We start from the raw sequence: 18,187 nt of genomic DNA, 5'->3' as shown, positions 1-18,187 counted from the left end.
TGGAGGCCCGCCGGGCGAACCTCGCCGGGTCGATGGCGTGCGCCTCGGCGTCCCTGCGCCGCCTGGCGCGCCGGGTCGGGGCGGCCCACGTGGTGGTGTGCGATGACGTGCTGACCACTGGGGCGACGCTCGCCGAGGCCCAACGTGCTCTGGCGGCCGTGGGTCTTCCGGTCCTCGCGCACGCCTGCGTGGCGGCGACCCCACGCCGTCGGCGTACCCCGAACGGGGGACCCCCGGGGGTTTCCTGACGAAAGATCGGGCGGTTCGCTTTCGTCCGGGCGACAAGCGCACTAACGTCTTGTCATGGAGTCCGTCCGGGTCCGTGGTTGCGTCACCCCATCAGTGGGTGGCAAGCCGATGCCAGTCGCAGGCGAAACGGTCCACGTAAGAGCTCGCTCAGGGGTCCGCCCCGGTGCTGCTCGATCACGGTGCGGCTTAGACGTAAGTCCTGCCGCCCTCCGGCCGTCAGATACGGCCACACCTTCGGGACCCGCAAGGGTGAGGGCGAGAAGGTCAGTAGTGGCGCCAGAGATGGCTGATGAGCTGCGAACGCTTCTGCAGGCGATTGTGGGGTCGAAGACCAGGTCGGCCGGGCGGACTCCTCTGCTCAACCAAGGAAACCAACTGCAAGCGGGAGGTTCACGATGGATGTTGTCGTCACCGGGCGTCACTGTGAGATCAGCGATTCGTTCAGGGGTCACTGTGCGGAGAAGCTGAGCAAGCTCGAGAAGCACGACCACCGGATCATCCGGGTTCACGTCGAGGTCGACAGCGAACCCAATCCCCGCCAGCACGACAAGTCCGTCCACGTCGAGCTCACTGCCTTCTCCAAGGGCCCGGTCATCCGTGCCGAGGCCGCCGCCGACCACCAGATGGCCGCCCTCGACCTCGCGCTCGACAAGATGGCCACGCAGATGCGTCGTGCCTCCGACCGCCGACGGGTCCACCACGGTCGTCGCTCGCCGGTCTCGGTCGGGCAGGCGCTCGCCGGGATGGAGATCATCGAGGAGGAGCCGCCCGCCGAGACCGAGGTCCAGCGCAAGGTCGGACCGATCGAGGTCACCGGCGACGGCCCCCTCGTCGTGCGCGAGAAGACCCACCCGGCCTCGGCGATGACGCTCGACCAGGCGCTCTACGAGATGGAGCTGGTCGGGCACGACTTCTACCTCTTCGTCGACAAGGAGAGCGAGCGGCCCTCGGTCGTCTACCGCCGCCGCGGCTACGACTACGGCGTCATCTCGCTCGACCTCGACAGCTGACCTGCACCCAGCCGGCACCCAGCAGAGGCCGCCCCGGGCCGGAGGATCACTCCGACCCGGGGCGGTGCCACGTCCACCAGGTACGCGATCGCGCACGACAACGTGACATGATCGACACGTGGCAGACTCAGGGCAGACCCGTCAGAACGGCCGCGAGCCGATCCGAGTCCTCGTGGTCGATGACCAGGAGCTGTTCCGCCGGGGCTTGACGATGCTCCTCGCGGTGGAGCCCGGTCTCGAGGTCGTGGGCGAGGCCGGCGACGGCGCCGAGGGCGCCACCCTGGCCGAGAGCGCCGCGCCCGACGTGATCCTTCTCGACGTGCGGATGCCGAAGAAGTCCGGCATCGAGGCCTGCCTGGCCATCAAGGAGTCCGTGCCGTCGGCCAAGATCATCATGCTCACCGTCTCCGACGAGGAGGCCGACCTCTACGAGGCCGTCAAGAGCGGCGCCTCGGGCTACCTGCTCAAGGACTCCTCGATCGAGGAGGTCGCCCAGGCGATCCGCGTGGTCGCCGACGGCCAGTCCCTCATCAGCCCGTCGATGGCCATCAAGCTCATCGACGAGTTCAAGCAGATGTCGAAGCCTGAGCGGGAGACCGGTCCGGCCCTGCGCCTGACCGAGCGCGAGCTCGACGTCCTGCGCCTCGTGGCCCAGGGCCACAGCAACAAGGAGATCGCGGCGCGCCTCTTCATCTCCGAGAACACGGTGAAGAACCACGTGCGCAACATGCTCGAGAAGCTCCAGCTCCACTCGCGCATGGAGGCCGTCATGTACGCCGTGCGCGAGAACTTGCTCGAGCTTCCGTGATCTGAGCTCGCGAGGTCGTGCGAGCGCGTCGAAACCCGGTGCGCCCTGCAGCACCTGCAGCCACTGGGGAGACCCGGCGCCCGCGCGCGTAGCCGACCGGGTCTCGCCGCCAAGGAGCGCCTGCGGCGCCCGCTGCGCGGCGGCTTCGCAGTCCTTGACCGCGAGCCTCTCCCGGTCGACTTGACGGCGCGCTCAACGGCGAGGCTGCGCCCCGCCGCCGCATGCGCGGGCACCGGGGCGGTGGGTTGCCGGGGTGCGCCGATTGGGCAGGAACTGCAGGTTTCGGGGGTGGATTCGTGCTGTCCGTGACCAATCGACGCCACGATGTGGCGGGTGTGACCCACGTGGCGATGTGGGCCGCGCTTGCGCGGACGGCCCACACGGTGCCCGGGCGCGCGCCTCGCACCTCGACCACCGTCGGCGGGGAGTGGTTGAGTACCACTCGTGAGCCCGCGCCCGACCAGCCTGTCCCGTGCGCAGGCGCGCCGCATCGCCCTGGCAGCCCAGGGCTTCACCGACAAGCCCCACGACCCGCCGACGCTGCGCACCCTGACCCGCACGGTCGGCCGCACCGGGGTGCTCCAGGTCGACTCGGTCAACGTGCTCCAGCGCGCCCACTACATGCCGCTGTACTCGCGGATGGGCGCCTACGACACCGGCCTCCTCGAGCGCGCGGCGTCAGGACGCTCCCAGCGCCGGCTGGTGGAGTACTGGGCGCACGTGCAGGCGTTCATGCCCGTCGAGCTGTGGCCGGTGATGGCGCACCGGCGCGAGTCCTACCGCGCTGGGCGGGGCAAGTGGTGGTTGGTCGCCGACGACGACGCCCTGAGGATCCGCCTGCTGGAGGAGATCGCCGTGCGGGGTGCCTCGACCGCGCGCGAGCTCGACGACGGGGCTCCGCGCAGCACCGAGCACTGGGGCTGGAACTGGTCGAGGGCCCGCCGGATGCTCGACTACCTCTTCACCAGCGGCGATCTGGCCATCGCCGGGCGCACGACCTCCTTCGAGGTCCGCTACGACCTTCCCGAGCGGGTCCTGCCCGACCACGTGCTGGCGCTGCCCACGCCGACGAAGGTCGAGGCCGACGTCGAGCTCGTACGGCGTGCCGCGGCGTCGCACGGCGTGGCGAGCGTGCGCTGCCTGGCCGACTACTACCGGATGCGCACCGACGAGACGGCGGCCGCGGTGCACACGCTGGTCGAGTCCGGCGAGCTCGAGCCGGTGACGGTCGAGGGGTGGGGCCGTCAGGCCTTCCTGCACCGCGACGCCCGTCGTCCGCGAGCGGTCGCGGCGCGAGCCCTGCTGAGTCCCTTCGACCCGGTGGTCTGGGAGCGGGAGCGGGCCGAGGCGCTCTTCGACTTCCACTACCGGATCGAGATCTACGTGCCGAAGGACAAACGGGTCCACGGCTACTACGTGCTGCCCTTCCTGCTCCGCGACGAGATCGTGGCCCGGGTCGACCTCAAGGCCGACCGCCCCGCGTCCCGGCTGCTCGTCATGGGGGTCTACGCCGAGGCCGGGGCGCCTGACGACACCGCCGACGAGCTCGCCGCCGAGCTGCGTCGGCTGGCCTCGTGGCTCGGCCTGGACGACGTCCTGGTCGAGGACCGCGGGGATCTGGCGGCCGCGCTGCGCTTCTCGTTGCGGCGCTGAGCGCGCTGCCGGGGCGGCGAGGAACCTCCGCGCGAGGTCGCTCGTTAGGATGGCCGAGGCCCGCGACCGGGCCGGACGATTCGCCCGACTCAGGAGTCACCACCCGTGCCCGTCATCATCGACAAGCTGCTCCGCCTCGGCGAGGGCAAGACCCTCCGCCAGCTCGAGAGCATCGCCAAGGCCGTCAACGCCATCGAGGACGACTTCGTCAAGATGACCGATGCCGAGCTCCAGGCGATGACCGGTGAGCTCAAGGAGCGCTACGCCGAGGGCGCGAGCCTCGACGCGCTGATGCCCGAGGCCTTTGCGACCGTGCGGGAGGCCTCCAAGCGGGTCACCGGCATGCGTCCCTTCGACGTGCAGGTGATGGGTGGTGCCGCCCTGCACCTGGGCAACATCGCCGAGATGAAGACCGGTGAGGGCAAGACCCTCGTCGCCGTGCTGCCGTCCTACCTCAACGCGATCAGCGGCAAGGGCGTCCACGTCGTCACGGTCAACGACTACCTGGCGAAGTTCCAGTCCGAGCAGATGGGGCGCATCCACCACTTCCTCGGACTCACCGTGGGCGTGATCCTCCCCGAGATGCGTCCGGCGGAGCGTCGCGAGGCCTACAACTGCGACATCACCTACGCCACCAACAACGAGCTCGGGTTCGACTACCTGCGCGACAACATGGCGTCCGCGATCGACGACTGCGTGCAGCGCGGTCACAACTTCGCCGTGGTCGACGAGGTCGACTCGATCCTCATCGACGAGGCCCGCACGCCGCTCATCATCAGTGGCCCCACCCAGGACGAGGTGAAGTGGTACGGCGAGTTCGCCAAGATCGTCACCAAGCTCGTCGTGGACGAGGACTACGAGGTCGACGAGAAGAAGCGCACCATCTCGGTCCTCGAGCCCGGCATCACCAAGGTCGAGGACCACCTCGGCATCGAGAACCTCTACGAGTCGGCCAACACCCCGCTCATCTCGTTCCTCAACAACGCCATCAAGGCCAAGGCGCTGTTCCGCAACGACAAGGAGTACGTCGTCATGAACGGCGAGGTGCTCATCGTCGACGAGCACACCGGCCGCATGCTCTCGGGCCGCCGCTACAACGACGGTCTCCACCAGGCGATCGAGGCGAAGGAGGGCGTCGAGGTCCGCGAGGAGTACCAGACCCTGGCCACCGTCACCCTGCAGAACTACTTCCGCCTCTACGACACGCTCTCGGGCATGACCGGCACGGCGATGACCGAGGCCAGCGAGTTCGACAAGATCTACAAGCTCGGCGTCGTCCAGATCCCGACCAACCGCCCGATGGTCCGCAAGGACCAGGCCGACCTCGTCTACCGCACCGAGGAGGCCAAGTACGACGCCGTCGTCGACGACATCGTCGAGCGCAACGCCAACGGCCAGCCCGTGCTGGTCGGCACCGTCTCGGTCGAGAAGTCGCAGCACCTCTCCGACAAGCTGACGCAGCGCGGAGTCGCTCACAGCGTCCTGAACGCCAAGGTCCACGCCGACGAGGCCAAGATCGTCGCCCTGGCCGGCCACAAGGGCGCGGTCACGGTCGCGACCAACATGGCCGGTCGAGGCACCGACATCACCCTCGGTGGGTCCGTGGAGTTCCTCGCCGACGCCGAGCTGCGCAAGCAGGGCCTCGAGCCCGCCGGTGAGACCGCCGAGGCCTACGACGCCGCGTGGCCGGGCATGATCGAGACGATCAAGACCCAGGTCGGCAACGAGCACGACGAGGTCCGCGAGCTCGGCGGTCTGTACGTCGTCGGCACCGAGCGTCACGAGTCGCGCCGCATCGACAACCAGCTGCGTGGTCGTTCCGGTCGTCAGGGTGACCCGGGCGAGTCGCGGTTCTACCTCTCGCTCGAGGACGAGCTGATGCGTCTGTTCAAGTCCGACTGGGTCGACCGGGTCCTGACGATGCTCAAGATCCCGGACGACGTCCCGATCGAGAACAAGCGGGTCACCAGCGCGATCGCCAACGCGCAGGGACAGGTGGAGTCGCAGAACTTCGAGTCGCGCAAGAACGTCCTCAAGTACGACGACGTCATGGACCGCCAGCGCCAGGTGGTCTACGGCGAGCGTCGTGAGGTGCTCGAGGGCGCCGACATCGAGGAGCAGATCCGCACCTTCATCAACGACGTCGTGGTCGGCTACGTGACCGGGGCGACGATGGACTTCGCCGAGGAGTGGGACCTCGAGCAGCTGTGGACCGACCTCGGTCAGGTCTACCCGATCGGCATCGACCTCGACGCCCTGCTCAGCGAGGCCGGCGGCAAGATCAACCTCGACAAGGACGAGCTGATCGAGAAGCTGCAGGCCGACGCCCAGGCTGCCTACGACCGGCGTGAGGAAGAGGTCGGCGAGGAGGTGGCGCGCGAGCTCGAGCGGCGTGTGCTCCTCTCGGTGCTCGACCGCAAGTGGCGCGAGCACCTCTACGAGATGGACTACCTCCGCGAGGGCATCTACCTGCGTGCCTACTCGCAGCGCGACCCGCTGGTCGAGTACCAGCGCGAGGGCTTCGAGATGTTCTCCACGATGATGGACGGCATCAAGGAGGAGGCGATCGGCTTCCTGTTCAACCTCGAGGTGCAGATCGAGGAGGATGACGACGACGAGGTCGAGGAGGCCTACGAGCCGCTGATGCAGCCCGAGGGCAGTGCTCAGCGCGCAGCCGTCCCGCACATCCACGCCAAGGGCCTCGAGGCCCCGGCCCCGGTCGGCAACCTGTCCTACTCCGCGCCCTCCGAGGACGGCGAGGTCGAGGTCAAGGCCGCCGTCGAGGACGACGAGTTCGCCGACGTGGGTCGCAACCAGAAGTGCCCTTGTGGCTCGGGCAAGAAGTTCAAGGCCTGCCACGGCGCGCCGGGCGGCCCCACGGGGCTGACCGCACGAGCCAACGGCTGACTCGCTCAGCAGAACGGGCGGGACCACCTCACGGTGGTCCCGCCCGTTCGTCTTCCTCGGTGATGCCGGGCGGCGGGTCAGGCGAACTCGAGGGCGGTGCACACCCAGCGGGTGCTCTCCGGGCCCGTGCGACGCTCGAAGCGCGCCGCCAGCGCCCGGGAACGCTCGCCGTAGCGCACGTGGATGCTGGTCTCCGCGGCTGCTCCGTCGTCGATCACACAGGCGTGGACGCTGTGCACCCGTGGTCGCACCGGCTGCACGCGGGCGAGTCCGGGCTGGTGCTGTCCAGCCCGGGCGACGAGCAGGGCGCGGCGCTCGAGGTCGAGGTAGACCTCGCGGCTGGTCCATCGCGCGAGCTGGCTGACCGGACGGTCACCCCCGACGATCTCGACCGCGGCCTGCGCGTAGCGCGCCGCCCACTGGTCGAGGTCGCGCCGCAGGTGGCCGGCGCCCAGCGGGGGAGCCGGAGGCACGTCCGTGCGCGGCTGGAGCGCGAGGGCGAGCGTGCCCTGGGTGGTCGCGATGGGGACCGCGACGCGCAACGGGACGACCTCGGCGGGCCCGGTGGACTGGCTGGACTGGATGGACTGGCTGGACTGGATGGGGTCGGTGGGTCGGGTCATGGTGGTTCCTCTCATCGGGCCGGACGCCCCTCGAGCGGCGTCCGAAGCTGGTGGCCGGGCCGGATCAGGTCGGGGTCGACGCCGATGACGGCTCGGTTGGTGGCGTACAGGTGGTGGACGAGGGTCGCGACCTCGTTCGGGGTCGGGCTCGGTCCGAGCAGGTGCTCGGCGATGCGCCAGAGGGAGTCGCCGGGTCGCACCGTGTAGGTCGCGCGCTCGGAGATGGCGTTGGCTGCGCGGCTGACAGCGGCCACCGGGTCGAGTGCCTCGTCGGCACGGCCTCTCCGCAGCAGGCCGGTGGTCCGGTCGGGGAGCGGGAGCCCGACGAGGGCGCGCACTCCTTCGCCGGCGACCGGACCGGGTCCGGGCGCCGGAGGAGCGACGGCGTGAGTCGGCACCAGCGCGGTGGTGGCGAGGAGCGTGGCACCGCAGGCGGTGAGCAGCACCCGTTGCAGCCAGGGCGGCCCACTCAACCGACCCGGTGTGGGCAGACCCGGTGCAGGCCGACTCACGTGCAGCCGCACGGCGCCGACGATGACGAGCGTCGACACGCTCCACGCCCAGGCGGCGCAGCCGAGCAGCGCCGACGCCGCCGCGACCTGCACCAGCGCCGAGAAGGCGGGTGCCGTGGGGGCCGGAGCGAGCGCACCGAGGGCCCAGTGGCCGGTCGTGAGTGCCGCGGACGTCACGCCGAGCCACACGACGGCGCAACGAAGGAGGGAGACAGTCATGCCGAGAACCTGTCTGATCTATGTGTTTGCGTCTGTTTGCGTCACTCAACGCTTGTTCGGCGATGGCGTCAAGCCCTGTTTCCACAGGCGCGAGGTCGCTGGATTGCGGGACATGACGGGTGAGGGACGGCCCGGGTGGGCGCAGGCCTGCACGATCGACGACGTCCTCGAACGGATGGGCGCGATCGGGACCGCTCTGCCTCCCGAGGACGGCTAGGGTCGCCCCATGACGTGGGAGGAGGAGCTCTTCGGGTTCTTGGACGACCTCGAGCACCAGGCCGGAGCCCTCTTCGAGGCCGACCGCGACCTTGAGGTCGCCGACCGGAGTCGCACGGAGTACCAGCAGGTCAGCCTGGCCTCACGGCTCCAGGCGTCGCTCGACGACGAGGTGGGCCTGGACGTCGTGGGGGTGGGCGTCCTGCGCGGACGCCTCGAGCGGGTGTGCGAGTCGTGGTGCCTGCTGCGCACCGCCTCGGGACAGGAGTGGCTGGTGCCGCTGCCTGCCCTGACGGCGGTCGACGGGGCCGCCGATCGCTCGGTGCCCGAGGTGGCCTGGTCGCCCCTGACCCGGCTCGGGCTCGGCTCGGCCCTGCGCAGGCTCGGCGACGCGGGGGAGCGGTGCCTGGTGCACCGCCGCGACGGCGGCCGTCACGAGGGGGTCCCGGCCCGGGTGGGCGCCGACTTCCTCGAGCTGGTCGAGGGCGAGGGTGTCAGGTCGCGCGTGCGACTCGTGGCCTTCGCCGCGATCGCTGCCGTGCAGAGTCCCTGAGGCCCCTGAGGCCCCTGAGGCCCTGAGGTCCCTGAGGGTCAGGTCGCGTCGACGTCGTACGGCGGGACCTCGCCGTCGGCGAGCACCTTCACGCCGCTGCGCTTGGGTGCGCGCGACTCCTCGCCGGCATCCTCCATCGCCTCGATGATGTGCTTGCGCACGATCGTGCGGGGGTCGAGGTCGCGCAGCTCGAGGTCCGCGAACTCGGGTCCGAGCTCCTCGCGCAGGTCGTCGCGCGCGGAGTTGGCGAACGAGCGTGCCTTGCGCAGCACCGCGCCGGCCTGCTTGGCGAACTCGGGCAGCTTGTCGGGGCCGAACATGAACATGGCCACCAGCGCTATGACCGCGAGCTCCATGAGTCCGACCCCGAACACGGCAGGCCCCCTAGAACTTGCTGCTGGGCGTCAGGCCGAGCTGCATGCCGGCCAGTCCACGGCTGCGCCCGGAGAGCGCGTCGGCCACCTTGGTGAGCTCGAGCGCGGCCGGAGCGGTGGGGTCGGCCTCGACGATCGGCTTGCCGGCGTCGCCGCCCTCGCGCAGGGAGAGATCGATCGGGATCCGGCCGAGCACGGGCACGTCGTAGCCGAAGCGGGCGCCCAGGGTGGTGGCCACCCGGTCGCCGCCGCCGGAGCCGAAGATCTCGATGCGGTGGTCGGCGTGGTCGGGGCCCTCGGGGGTGCAGTGGGGGCACGGCAGGAACGACATGTTCTCGACGACGCCGACGACGCGCTGGTGCATCATCGAGGCCATTGTGCCGGCACGCTCGGCGACCTCGGCCGCGGCCTCCTGAGGCGTGGTGACGACCACGACCTCGGCGTTGGGCAGGTGCTGGCCGAGCGAGATCGCCACGTCGCCGGTGCCCGGGGGCAGGTCGAGGAGCAGGACGTCGAGGTCGCCCCAGAAGACGTCGGACAGCATCTGCACCAGGGCCCGGTCGAGCATGGGTCCGCGCCAGGCGACGACCTGGTCGCGACGGGGCTTCAGCATGCCGATGGAGATCACCGAGACGCCGCTGGGCGTCGGGACGGGCATGATCAGGTCATCGACCTGGGTGGGGCGCGCGTCGGCCACGCCGAGCATCGCCGGGACCGAGTGACCGTAGATGTCGGCGTCGACGATGCCGACCTTCAGGCCCTGCTTGGCCATCGCGAGCGCGAGGTTGACCGTGACCGACGACTTGCCGACCCCGCCCTTGCCGCTGGCGATCGCGAACACCTTGGTGAGCGAGCCCGCCTGGGCGAAGGGGATCTCGCGCTCGGCCTGGCCGCCACGCAGCTGCTCGCCGAGACCTGAGCGCTGCTCGGCCGTCATCACGCCGAGCGTCAGGTCGACGCCCTGGACGCCGTCGACGGCCTCGAGGGCGGCGGTGACGTCGCGGGTGATCGTGTCCTTGAGCGGGCAGCCGGCGACGGTCAGCAGCACCGTGACGTGCACGATGCCCTGGTCGTCGCACTCGACGCTCTCGACCATGCCGAGGTCGGTGATGGGGCGCTTGATCTCGGGGTCGTTGACCGTCGCGAGGGCGGCGTGGAGCAGATCGGGGTTCGGAGCACTCATGATGCCCCCAAGTCTAGGGCGTGGCTCCGCACGGAGGTGGGTCGCGGGGGGCCTAGGCTCGCGGGCATGCTCATCGCGGCCAGCACCGTCAAGGACACCCTGCCCCACGTCCGACGGTTCGTGGCGGGCAACCTGGCCGGCGGCCTCGATCACCTCGTGGTCTTCCTCGACCAGCCCGGCGCCCCCGGGCAGGACGAGGTCGCTGCGTTCCTCGACGCCCATCCCCACGTCACGTGCGTGAAGGCCGGCCCAGGCTGGTGGGGCGAGCGCCGCCCCGCCGGGCTCAACGAGCGTCAGTGCACCAACGCCGGGGTCGTGAGCCACCTCGTCGGCGCAGGCGCGGTGGCCACCGAGGTCGAGTGGGTGTTCCACGTCGACGGCGACGAGGTGGTGCGCGTCGACCACGAGGCCCTCGCCGACGTCCCGCGCGAGGTGCCCGCCGTACGACTGGCCCCCCGCGAAGCGGTGAGCAGGCTCTCCTGGGACGGCGAGCCCACCCTCTTCAAGCGGCTGCTCGACGAGCCCGACCTGCGTCTGCTGCACGCCCTCGGCGCGGTGTCCGAGCCCAGCAACCGGGCCTACTTCCACGGTCACCTCCAGGGCAAGACCGGGATCCGCCCCGGGGCCGACCTCTGGCTCGGCCTGCACAAGGCGCTGCTCGCCGACGGCTCGCAGGCAGTGACGCACGACGACGAACGCCTCGAGCTGTTCCACTACGAGTCCTACTCGGGCGACGAGTTCGTGCGGAAGTGGGGCGCGATGGTGACCTCGGGTCCGCGGGCGAGCTTCCGGCCCGGCCGCGCAGCCGTCGCAGACGCCGTCCGCACGCTGGTCGAGAAGCGCCTCGACCCTGCGATCACTCGTGAGCAGCTGCTCGCGCTGTTCGTCCGCACCACCCAGGACGACGCCGACACCCTGGTCGACCTCGGACTCGTGCTCGACACGGACCCGCTCGCCGGGTCGCACGAGGCTCGACCGCTCTCCGCGGCGACGTCGGCGCTGCTCCACGACGGCCTCGAGGCCCTGCGCGGCGCCGACAAGTCGGCGTACTTCGTCGGCACGTCGCCCACGGGAGCCGGGCGACCGGGCCAGGCCGGGCACACCGAGAAGAAGGCCGGCCGGAAGTCCGGGAAGGGCCGGCTACTCGGCCGCTCGACCTGAGCCGCGCTCGTCGAGCTCGGAGAGCAGCTGACGCAGCTCGGAGCGCAGGTAGTCGCGGGTCGCGACCTCACCGAGCGCCATCCGGAGCGAGGCGACCTCGCGGGCGAGGAACTCCATGTCGGCGTGGGCGCGGGCGTTGGCCTGTCGGTCCTGCTCGGCGATGACCTTGTCGCGACGCTCCTGCCGGTTCTGGGCCAGCAGGATCAGGGGAGCGGCGTAGGACGCCTGGAGGCTGAGGATCAGGGTCAGGAAGATGAAGGGGTAGGCGTCGAACGCCGCTCCGTCCGGAGCCACGGCGTTCCAGGCGACCCAGACGACCACGACCATGGTCATGTAGGCCAGGAAGGTCGCGGTGCCCATGAAGCGCGCGAACTGCTCGGCGAAGACGCCGAAGGTGTCGGAGTCGTAGCTCGGCCGCTTCACGAGCTGGCGGCGGCTGTCCTTGGGGGTGTCGAGCCGCGAGGACGACGGGCGACGCTCAGCCACGACGTCCCCCTTCGGTCAGGGCGCGGTCGCGCCAACCTGCGGGGAGCATGTGGTCGAGCAGGTCGTCGACGGTGACGGCGCCGAGGAGGTGGCCGTTCTCGTCGACGACGGGCGCGGCGACCAGGTTGTAGGTGGCCAGGTGCAGCGCGACCTCGGTGATCGTCGCCTCGGGGCGCAGGCTCTCGAGCGACTCGTCGAGCACGCCGGCCACCAGGCTCGACGGCGGCTCGCGCAGGAGCCGCTGGATGTGGGCGAACCCGATCAGTCGTCCGGTCGGGGTCTCCAGCGGGGAGCGGCAGACGTAGACGAGTGCGGCGAGCGACGTGGTGAGGTCGGGGTTGCGCACGTGCGCCAGCGCATCGGCGACCGTCGCGTCCGTGCCGAGGATCACCGGCGAGGGGGTCATCATCGCGCCGGCGGTGTCCTCGACGTACGACATGAGGCGCCGGACGTCCTGGGCCTCCTCGGGCTCCATGAGGTCGAGCAGGATCTCGGCGGTCTCGGGCGGGAGGTCGCGGATCAGGTCGGCTGCGTCGTCGGCCGACATCTCCTCGAGGACGTCGGCTGCGCGCTCGCTGTCGAGGTGCTCGAGGATGTCGACCTGGTCCTCCTCGGGCATCTCCTCGAGGACCTCCGCGAGTCGTTCGTCGTGCAGCGCCGCCACGACCGCCGTACGACGGGCGAGGGGGAGGTCGTGCAGCATCGTCGCGGCATCGGCGGGCCGCATCTCGTTGAGGGCGTGGAGCAGGTGGGTCGCGCCCTGCGAGTCGCTGTCGGCCTGGGTGAGGCCCTGGACGTCGCGCCACTCGGCGATGTGCGTCTGGCCGCGGCGACGCAGCGCCTTGGCGGGCTCCTGCACCGCGACCCGGCTCAGCACCCAGTCGCGCGTGCGGCCCTGCTCCATGGCGACGTCGTAGACGGTGCCGCTGACCATGCTCGGCGTGCCGCTGCCGCTCTTGACCGGGATCTTCACCTGGCGGTCGAGCATCTCCCCGATGACCAGGGTCTCGGTGGAGCGCTGCTCGAAACGGCGCATGTTGAGCAGCCCGGTCGTGTAGACCTGCCCACGGTCCATGTTGGTGACGCGGGTCATCGGCACGAAGATCCGGCGACGCCCGGGCATCTCGCCGACCAGGCCGAGCACCCGCGGGGGAGCCGACTCCGAGCGCATCGCCACCACGAGGTCGCGCACCTTGCCGACCTGGTCGCCCTGAGGGTCGAAGATCGGCAGACCCACGAGCCTGGCGACATAGACGCGCGAGGGAGCGGAGTTCACCTGCGCAGGCTATCCCTGCGGCGGGCACAGCCCCGGCAGGCCGGCCCGCCCGGCGGGCATCCGTCGTCCTCCTGGCCACCGGGCGCACCTGATCTATACTGGAGGGCATGGTCTCCCGTCGAGGTGTTGTCCTTCCGGGGTTGTTGCTCGTCGCGAGCAGCGCCCTCGCCGGCTGCGGCTCCGACGACGACGCCGACTCGGCCGTGGCCGACCCGACCACCCCGGCATCGACCTCCAGCGAGGTCGACTCCTCGACGCCCTCCGCGGGCGATGCCGAGATCCCCGAGGGCACTCCCGCGTGCGACGACGTCTGGTCGGAGGGCGCCAAGCTCCCGCGCATGTACGCCGGCTGCGAGGCGGGCGGGGTCTACGTCGAGCGCGACGTGATCACGTGCTCGTCGGGCCAGCGGATCGTCCGCTTCGACGACGCCTTCTACGCCGTCCTGGGCGGCCCGGTCCAGGCTGCGCCTCCGTCATTCTCGGAGAACGAGGACTACCAGGAGTTCCTCGTCGGCTGCCGGGCCTGAGCCGATGCTGCGCGGCGAGATCGCCTCGTCAGGGAACACGCCGTAGCCTGATCCTCGACCCGCCCGTCGCCCTGCGACACGCCCTGAGATGCTCCCGGAGCATGTTCTCGTGATTGGACCTCAGCTGTGCCCAAGAAATTCATCCTGCTGCTCGTGACGAGTCTCGCGCTCCTCGTCCCCGTCAGCGCGAACGACGTGGCCGGCGCGGCTCCCGACAACTTCAAGCCCAAGGCGGGGCCCACGTTCAACTCCCCGCTGGGCAGCACGACCCAGCGTCGGGCCATCTTCCGCAAGATCATGCGGTCGATCGACTCGACCAAGCGTGGCTCGGTCATCAAGATCTTCACCTGGAACTTCGCCACGAGCGAGGGCGCCACGGCGTTGCTGAAGGCGCAGAAGCGCGGGGTCCGGGTCAAGCTGATCATGGACGGCCAGAACAACACCGACGAGGAGCCGAACGCGACGTTCCGTCGGCTCAAGAGCGGGCTCAAGTCCGGCAACGCCAAGTGGCCCAAGAACCGGTCCAGCTGGGCGCGCACGTGCAAGCGCTCCTGCCGGGGCGCGGGCGGGGCCTCGCACAGCAAGTTCTTCATGTTCTCCGAGGTCGGCTCGGTCAACCGGGTCGTCATGCAGGGCTCGGCCAACTTCACGCTGGCCTCCACGAACAACCAGTGGAACGACGTCTACACCCACACCAACAACAGGCCCGCGTGGCGCTTCCACAACCAGGTCTTCAACGAGGCGGCCAAGGACAAGAAGCTGAAGGTGCCGTTCGCGTCGGCGAACCTGAAGAACTCCGACCTGATCATGTTCCCGCTGTCGGGCAAGGGCTCCTACGACCCGATCGTGAAGCTGCTCAACAAGGTCAAGTGCAACGGCGCGACCAACACGCCCAACGGCAAGACCGTGATCCGCATCGCCCCCGACGTCATCCGCCAGGACCGCGGCATGCGCCTGGCCCGCCAGGTGCGCACCCTGTGGAATCGCGGCTGTGACGTCAAGATCGGCTACACCGTGATGGGCATCGACGTCGGTCGCTACCTGCGCGACTCCTCGGGTCGTGGTGCGGTGCCGATGAAGCACCTCGTCCAGGACTTCAACGGCGACAAGATCTTCGACAACTACTTCCACCTCAAGGTCATGTCGATCGTCGGCAAGATGGGTCGCGACTCCGCGAGCTACGCCGTGGTCAACGGGTCGGCCAACTGGTCGACCTCGTCGGCTCGCAGCGACGAGAACCTCGGCGTCTACTACTCCCAGAACCGCACGCTGCGCTACCAGGACCACGTCGACTACTGGTACGAGAACTTCCCCGGCACCTCGTCGCGCTCCACCTCCTCGCGCAGCAGCACCTCCGGGGCGCAGGAGCCCGAGAGCTCGTCCGACTCCGAGCAGCGACTGGTCTTCGGCAGCGGCGAGAACGCCGTCTACGAGGACGGCACCCCGGCCGCGCCCGACGGGGTCGACCCGTTCGCGAAGATGAACGAGAACTAGCGGGTACTGCCGTGGTCGACCGCGTCGTCGTCCACATCGGTCTGCCGAAGACCGGGACGTCCTACCTTCAGACCATCATCTGGTCCAACCGTGACGAGCTGCGTCGTCGCGGGCTCGTCGTCCCGGGCGTCGAGCGTCGCGACCACCTGTGGTCCTCGCGCACCGTGCGTGAGGACCCCGCGCAGGACCGCGCCCCCGAGCACCACCGCGGCGCCTGGGAGCGGGTCCTGGCCGAGCTCGCTGCGAGCGAGGGCACGGGCCTCATCAGCCACGAGTTCTTCGCCGCGGCCTCCCGCAAGCAGGCGCAGGCCATGGTGGCGGCGCTGGCGCCGGCGCAGGTGCACGTGGTCGTGACGGCCCGGGAGCCGCTGGGGCTGTTCGCAGCGAGCTGGCAGGAGAGCCTGAAGAACGGGGCGACGACCCCGATGGCCGACTACGCCCGCGAGGAGTCCCGCAGCTCGACGGCCATCTGGAACTGGCGCTCCCTGGACCTGCGACTGGTCCTGAAGCGCTGGACCACGGCCGTGCCGCCCGAACGCACCCACGTGCTGGTGCTCGACCCGAGCGCACCGCGCGAGGACGTCTGGCACCGCTTCGCGCAGGAGGTCGGCTTCGACGCCGCCGGGATCGACCTGTCCGGCTCCTTCCCCAACACCTCGATGGGAGTGGTGGAGGCCGAGACGTTGCGCCGGTTGAACAGCAGGCTCGACGGGTTCCGATCTGCGCTCGACCGCGGCGTGTTCATCCGCTCCTACCTCGCCGACCAGCGACTCGTCCCGCGCGGGGGAGAGCGCTTCTGGCCCGAGGACGACCAGATCGCGGACTGCCGCCGACGTGGTGACCGGGCCGTCGAGTACCTCGCGAGCGGTGACTTCAACATCAGCGGCGACCTCGAGAATCTACGGGTGCCCGCCGACCTGGCGCCACGGCGCCGTCCTGCCTCGGTGCGCGACGAGGAGGTGGCTGAGGTGGCCCTCGACCTCTCGGCCCGCCTGCTGGAGGACGTGCGGGGCCTGCGTCGCGAGCGCCGCGAGACCGACCCGCGCCCACGGCGTGGCTGGCGCGCGCGGGCCCGGACCCTGCTGGCGCGTGATCGCTGACGATCCCACGAACGCTGGGGTCGGCGGCTAAACTGACGCGATGCCCCTCAACCCCCACCGCGCGCTCTCTGCTGCCCGCACGCGGGAGACCGCGATCGTGGCGGCGCTGATCGTGGTCGTGATGGTGACCGGCGGGCTGATGATCCAGGCTCTTGCCGGTGGATCGGGCGCCACGAGCGCCCAGGACATCACCGGAGTGCCCGTGGCCTCGCCGGCCGCTGCTCCCGCTGACGGGGGCGACGACGACGCGGACGAGGCGGACGACGGCAGGCCGGGCGACGACAAGGCGGACGTCGACGGGGCCGGGGACGACGACTCCGAGTCCGCCACCGACCCCACGGGCACGAAGCAGGCGGTCAAGGCGCAGCGGCGCCTGGACGCCGCCGTGCTCGAGCGCACCGAGGCCCTCGGCGAGCTCGCCGTGCTGGCCGAGAAGCGCGCTCAGCAGAAGGCCAAGGAGCAGAAGGCGGCCGAGAAGGCCGCGTCCGCACCGTTCTCCGTCACCGTCGGCTCGTTCAACGTGCTCGGGAGCCAGCACACCGCCCCCGGAGGAAGCCGCCGCAGCTTCCCCCCGGCCTCGACACGCTCGGTGGGCGCGGTCAACCGGATGGTCGACCACGGTGTCGGCATCGTGGGCATGCAGGAGCTCCAGGACGACCAGCTCCGCACGCTCCAGGCCCGCACCGGCTTCGCCGCCTACCCGGGTTTCCAGTGGGGTGTCGCAGAGACCGACAACTCGATCCTCTACGACAGCGGCCGCTTCGAGTTCGTGAGCGGCGACCGCTTCATCATCCCGTTCATGGGACGCCCACGGCCGCAGCCGATCCTGAGGTTGCGCGAGCGCACGACGAACCGCGAGTTCTACGTCGTCAACACCCACCCGTCGGCTCACGACGGCAAGTACCTCACCGAGCGTCGGCAGGGTCAGGCGACGCTGGTCTCGATCGTCAACAACCTCAAGCAGTCGGGTCTGCCGGTGCTGGTCACCGGCGACATGAACGACCGCGAGATCTTCTACTGCAACGTCGTCCCCCAGGCCGGGCTGACGGCGTCCAACGGCGGCAGCTACAGCTCTGGCTGCCGTCCGCCGCCGCAACCCATCTCGGTCGACTGGGTGGTGGGCAGCGGCGTGGCCTGGAGCAGCTACCGGCGCGACACCTCGCCGGTCACCAACAAGATCAGCGACCACTTCTTCATCAGCGCGGTGGCGACGTTCGGCTGATCCGAGCCGGGGCCGGTCGAATTACAGATCTGTAGTTCTCCGGAGTTGCTTGTGTGTGACTGGTGGGGATGGTGTGATTCCTGGGACGAAGCCCTCAGGGCACCGCACACGCCCCTCTAGGAGCACCCCCCGATGTCTGCTCGACCGGTCCCGAATCGCCTGCGCCCCCGCGTCTTGGGCACCCTGCGCGTCCTGGTGGTCGGGGGAGTGGCCCTCTCGGTGCTGGCGACGCCTGCACTGAGCAGCACCGCGGTCGCGGCCTCCCCGGTGCGCTCGGTCGCGGCGAGCACACCGACGCCGACTCCCACGCCGACCCCCACGCCGACGCCGACCCCGGAGCCCACTCCGGAACCGACCCCGGCGCCGGACGCGAGCGACATCACGATGGTGCAGGCCAACATCTACACCGGCCTCACGGTGGAGAAGTTCCAGAAGGACGTCGCGAAGGTGCTCGCGCTCCAGCCCGACTTCGTGTCCTACAACGAGGTGCCGTTCCGCAACGACGTCGTCATGGCTCCCGAGGGCTACGACATCTGGCGCCACATGGGCAACCGCTTCAAGGCCGCGACCCCGGTCGCGTGGCGCAGCGACCGGTGGGCGCCGACGGCCAAGGG

18 protein-coding genes are annotated in these 18,187 nt (G+C 70.2%); 12 read left to right on the top strand and 6 right to left on the bottom strand.

The window, feature by feature from the left end; translation table 11 throughout:
- The 5 genes from VOI19_RS01645 to secA all read left to right on the top strand — a co-directional run.
- Nucleotides 1-248 (top strand): phosphoribosyltransferase family protein (locus VOI19_RS01645; protein WP_323791214.1); only part of this gene is annotated, 248 nt, incomplete at its 5' end.
- A gap of 396 nt (nucleotides 249-644) precedes the next feature.
- Nucleotides 645-1,259: a ribosome hibernation-promoting factor, HPF/YfiA family gene (gene hpf / locus VOI19_RS01640; RefSeq protein ID WP_323791213.1), complete on the top strand. Its 615-nt coding sequence runs from the start codon at nucleotides 645-647 to the stop codon at nucleotides 1,257-1,259.
- Between the two features lie 118 nt (nucleotides 1,260-1,377).
- Nucleotides 1,378-2,067 (top strand): response regulator transcription factor, encoded by a 690-nt coding sequence (locus VOI19_RS01635; protein ID WP_323791212.1) that lies wholly within the window; start codon nucleotides 1,378-1,380, stop codon nucleotides 2,065-2,067.
- A 444-nt stretch (nucleotides 2,068-2,511) separates the two neighbouring features.
- Nucleotides 2,512-3,720, top strand: coding sequence for a winged helix-turn-helix domain-containing protein (locus VOI19_RS01630; RefSeq protein ID WP_323791211.1), 1,209 nt, complete (start codon nucleotides 2,512-2,514; stop codon nucleotides 3,718-3,720).
- Nucleotides 3,721-3,825: 105 nt separating this feature from the next.
- A complete protein-coding gene (gene secA / locus VOI19_RS01625; protein WP_323791210.1) occupies nucleotides 3,826-6,627 on the top strand; it encodes a preprotein translocase subunit SecA in 2,802 nt (933 codons plus the stop codon).
- 77 nt (nucleotides 6,628-6,704) lie between these two features.
- On the opposite strand, the gene VOI19_RS01620 is transcribed toward secA, so the two are convergent.
- Together VOI19_RS01620 and VOI19_RS01615 are read right to left on the bottom strand one after the other, a co-directional pair.
- The gene (locus VOI19_RS01620) at nucleotides 6,705-7,250 is read right to left on the bottom strand and encodes an Rv3235 family protein (RefSeq protein WP_323791209.1); all 546 of its coding nucleotides are present in this window, start codon (nucleotides 7,248-7,250) and stop codon (nucleotides 6,705-6,707) included.
- A gap of 11 nt (nucleotides 7,251-7,261) precedes the next feature.
- Nucleotides 7,262-7,981 (bottom strand): LysM domain-containing protein, encoded by a 720-nt coding sequence (locus VOI19_RS01615; RefSeq protein ID WP_323791208.1) that lies wholly within the window; start codon nucleotides 7,979-7,981, stop codon nucleotides 7,262-7,264.
- Between the two features lie 226 nt (nucleotides 7,982-8,207).
- Here VOI19_RS01615 and VOI19_RS01610 point away from each other — a divergent pair, with 226 nt between their 5' ends.
- Nucleotides 8,208-8,750, top strand: a complete 543-nt coding sequence (locus VOI19_RS01610; RefSeq protein ID WP_323791207.1) for a hypothetical protein — start codon at nucleotides 8,208-8,210, stop codon at nucleotides 8,748-8,750.
- Nucleotides 8,751-8,788: 38 nt separating this feature from the next.
- Here VOI19_RS01610 and VOI19_RS01605 read toward each other — a convergent pair whose 3' ends face one another.
- Nucleotides 8,789-9,124, bottom strand: a complete 336-nt coding sequence (locus VOI19_RS01605) for a sec-independent translocase (protein ID WP_323791206.1) — start codon at nucleotides 9,122-9,124, stop codon at nucleotides 8,789-8,791.
- Nucleotides 9,125-9,134: 10 nt separating this feature from the next.
- Nucleotides 9,135-10,307 (bottom strand): Mrp/NBP35 family ATP-binding protein, encoded by a 1,173-nt coding sequence (locus tag VOI19_RS01600; RefSeq protein WP_323791205.1) that lies wholly within the window; start codon nucleotides 10,305-10,307, stop codon nucleotides 9,135-9,137.
- A 66-nt stretch (nucleotides 10,308-10,373) separates the two neighbouring features.
- Here VOI19_RS01600 and VOI19_RS01595 point away from each other — a divergent pair, with 66 nt between their 5' ends.
- Nucleotides 10,374-11,468, top strand: a complete 1,095-nt coding sequence (locus VOI19_RS01595) for a hypothetical protein (protein WP_323791204.1) — start codon at nucleotides 10,374-10,376, stop codon at nucleotides 11,466-11,468.
- Here the strand turns inward: VOI19_RS01595 and VOI19_RS01590 are convergent.
- Together VOI19_RS01590 and VOI19_RS01585 are read right to left on the bottom strand one after the other, a co-directional pair.
- Entirely contained in the window at nucleotides 11,448-11,954 is a 507-nt protein-coding gene (locus VOI19_RS01590; RefSeq protein WP_323791203.1) for a DUF1003 domain-containing protein, read from the bottom strand. The two genes, VOI19_RS01595 and VOI19_RS01590, sit on opposite strands and share 21 nt — an antisense overlap.
- Entirely contained in the window at nucleotides 11,947-13,230 is a 1,284-nt protein-coding gene (locus VOI19_RS01585; protein ID WP_323791202.1) for a magnesium transporter MgtE N-terminal domain-containing protein, read from the bottom strand. Before VOI19_RS01585 ends, VOI19_RS01590 begins: the two co-directional genes overlap by 8 nt.
- A 107-nt stretch (nucleotides 13,231-13,337) precedes the next feature.
- On the opposite strand from VOI19_RS01585, the gene VOI19_RS01580 reads away from it, so the two are divergent.
- The 5 genes from VOI19_RS01580 to VOI19_RS01560 all read left to right on the top strand — a co-directional run.
- On the top strand, nucleotides 13,338-13,757 hold the full coding sequence (locus tag VOI19_RS01580) for a hypothetical protein (RefSeq protein ID WP_323791201.1): 420 nt from the start codon (nucleotides 13,338-13,340) through the stop codon (nucleotides 13,755-13,757).
- 126 nt (nucleotides 13,758-13,883) lie between these two features.
- Nucleotides 13,884-15,251: a phospholipase D-like domain-containing protein gene (locus tag VOI19_RS01575; RefSeq protein WP_323791200.1), complete on the top strand. Its 1,368-nt coding sequence runs from the start codon at nucleotides 13,884-13,886 to the stop codon at nucleotides 15,249-15,251.
- An 11-nt stretch (nucleotides 15,252-15,262) separates the two neighbouring features.
- On the top strand, nucleotides 15,263-16,351 hold the full coding sequence (locus VOI19_RS01570) for a hypothetical protein (RefSeq protein WP_323791199.1): 1,089 nt from the start codon (nucleotides 15,263-15,265) through the stop codon (nucleotides 16,349-16,351).
- Nucleotides 16,352-16,391: 40 nt separating this feature from the next.
- On the top strand, nucleotides 16,392-17,573 hold the full coding sequence (locus VOI19_RS01565) for an endonuclease/exonuclease/phosphatase family protein (RefSeq protein WP_323791198.1): 1,182 nt from the start codon (nucleotides 16,392-16,394) through the stop codon (nucleotides 17,571-17,573).
- A 132-nt stretch (nucleotides 17,574-17,705) separates the two neighbouring features.
- The coding region (locus VOI19_RS01560; RefSeq protein ID WP_323791197.1) for a hypothetical protein at nucleotides 17,706-18,187 on the top strand (482 nt) is incomplete at its 3' end.

This window comes from Nocardioides sp. (assembly GCF_034670285.1).
Taxonomy (GTDB): Bacteria; Actinomycetota; Actinomycetes; order Propionibacteriales; family Nocardioidaceae; genus Nocardioides.
The sequence above is the reverse complement of the archived record's forward strand: the minus strand, read 5'-3'. Positions and strand labels throughout refer to the sequence as shown.

Bases quoted from the DNA above. Each gene is read 5' to 3' on its own strand.
- VOI19_RS01595 (WP_323791204.1), top strand. From the start codon at position 10,374: ATGCTCATCGCGGCCAGCACCGTCAAGGACACCCTGCCCCACGTCCGA.
- hpf (WP_323791213.1), top strand. From the start codon at position 645: ATGGATGTTGTCGTCACCGGGCGTCACTGTGAGATCAGCGATTCGTTC.
- VOI19_RS01615 (WP_323791208.1), bottom strand. From the start codon at position 7,981: ATGACTGTCTCCCTCCTTCGTTGCGCCGTCGTGTGGCTCGGCGTGACG.
- VOI19_RS01580 (WP_323791201.1), top strand. From the start codon at position 13,338: ATGGTCTCCCGTCGAGGTGTTGTCCTTCCGGGGTTGTTGCTCGTCGCG.
- VOI19_RS01565 (WP_323791198.1), top strand. From the start codon at position 16,392: ATGCCCCTCAACCCCCACCGCGCGCTCTCTGCTGCCCGCACGCGGGAG.
- VOI19_RS01600 (WP_323791205.1), bottom strand. From the start codon at position 10,307: ATGAGTGCTCCGAACCCCGATCTGCTCCACGCCGCCCTCGCGACGGTC.
- VOI19_RS01610 (WP_323791207.1), top strand. From the start codon at position 8,208: ATGACGTGGGAGGAGGAGCTCTTCGGGTTCTTGGACGACCTCGAGCAC.
- VOI19_RS01620 (WP_323791209.1), bottom strand. From the start codon at position 7,250: ATGACCCGACCCACCGACCCCATCCAGTCCAGCCAGTCCATCCAGTCC.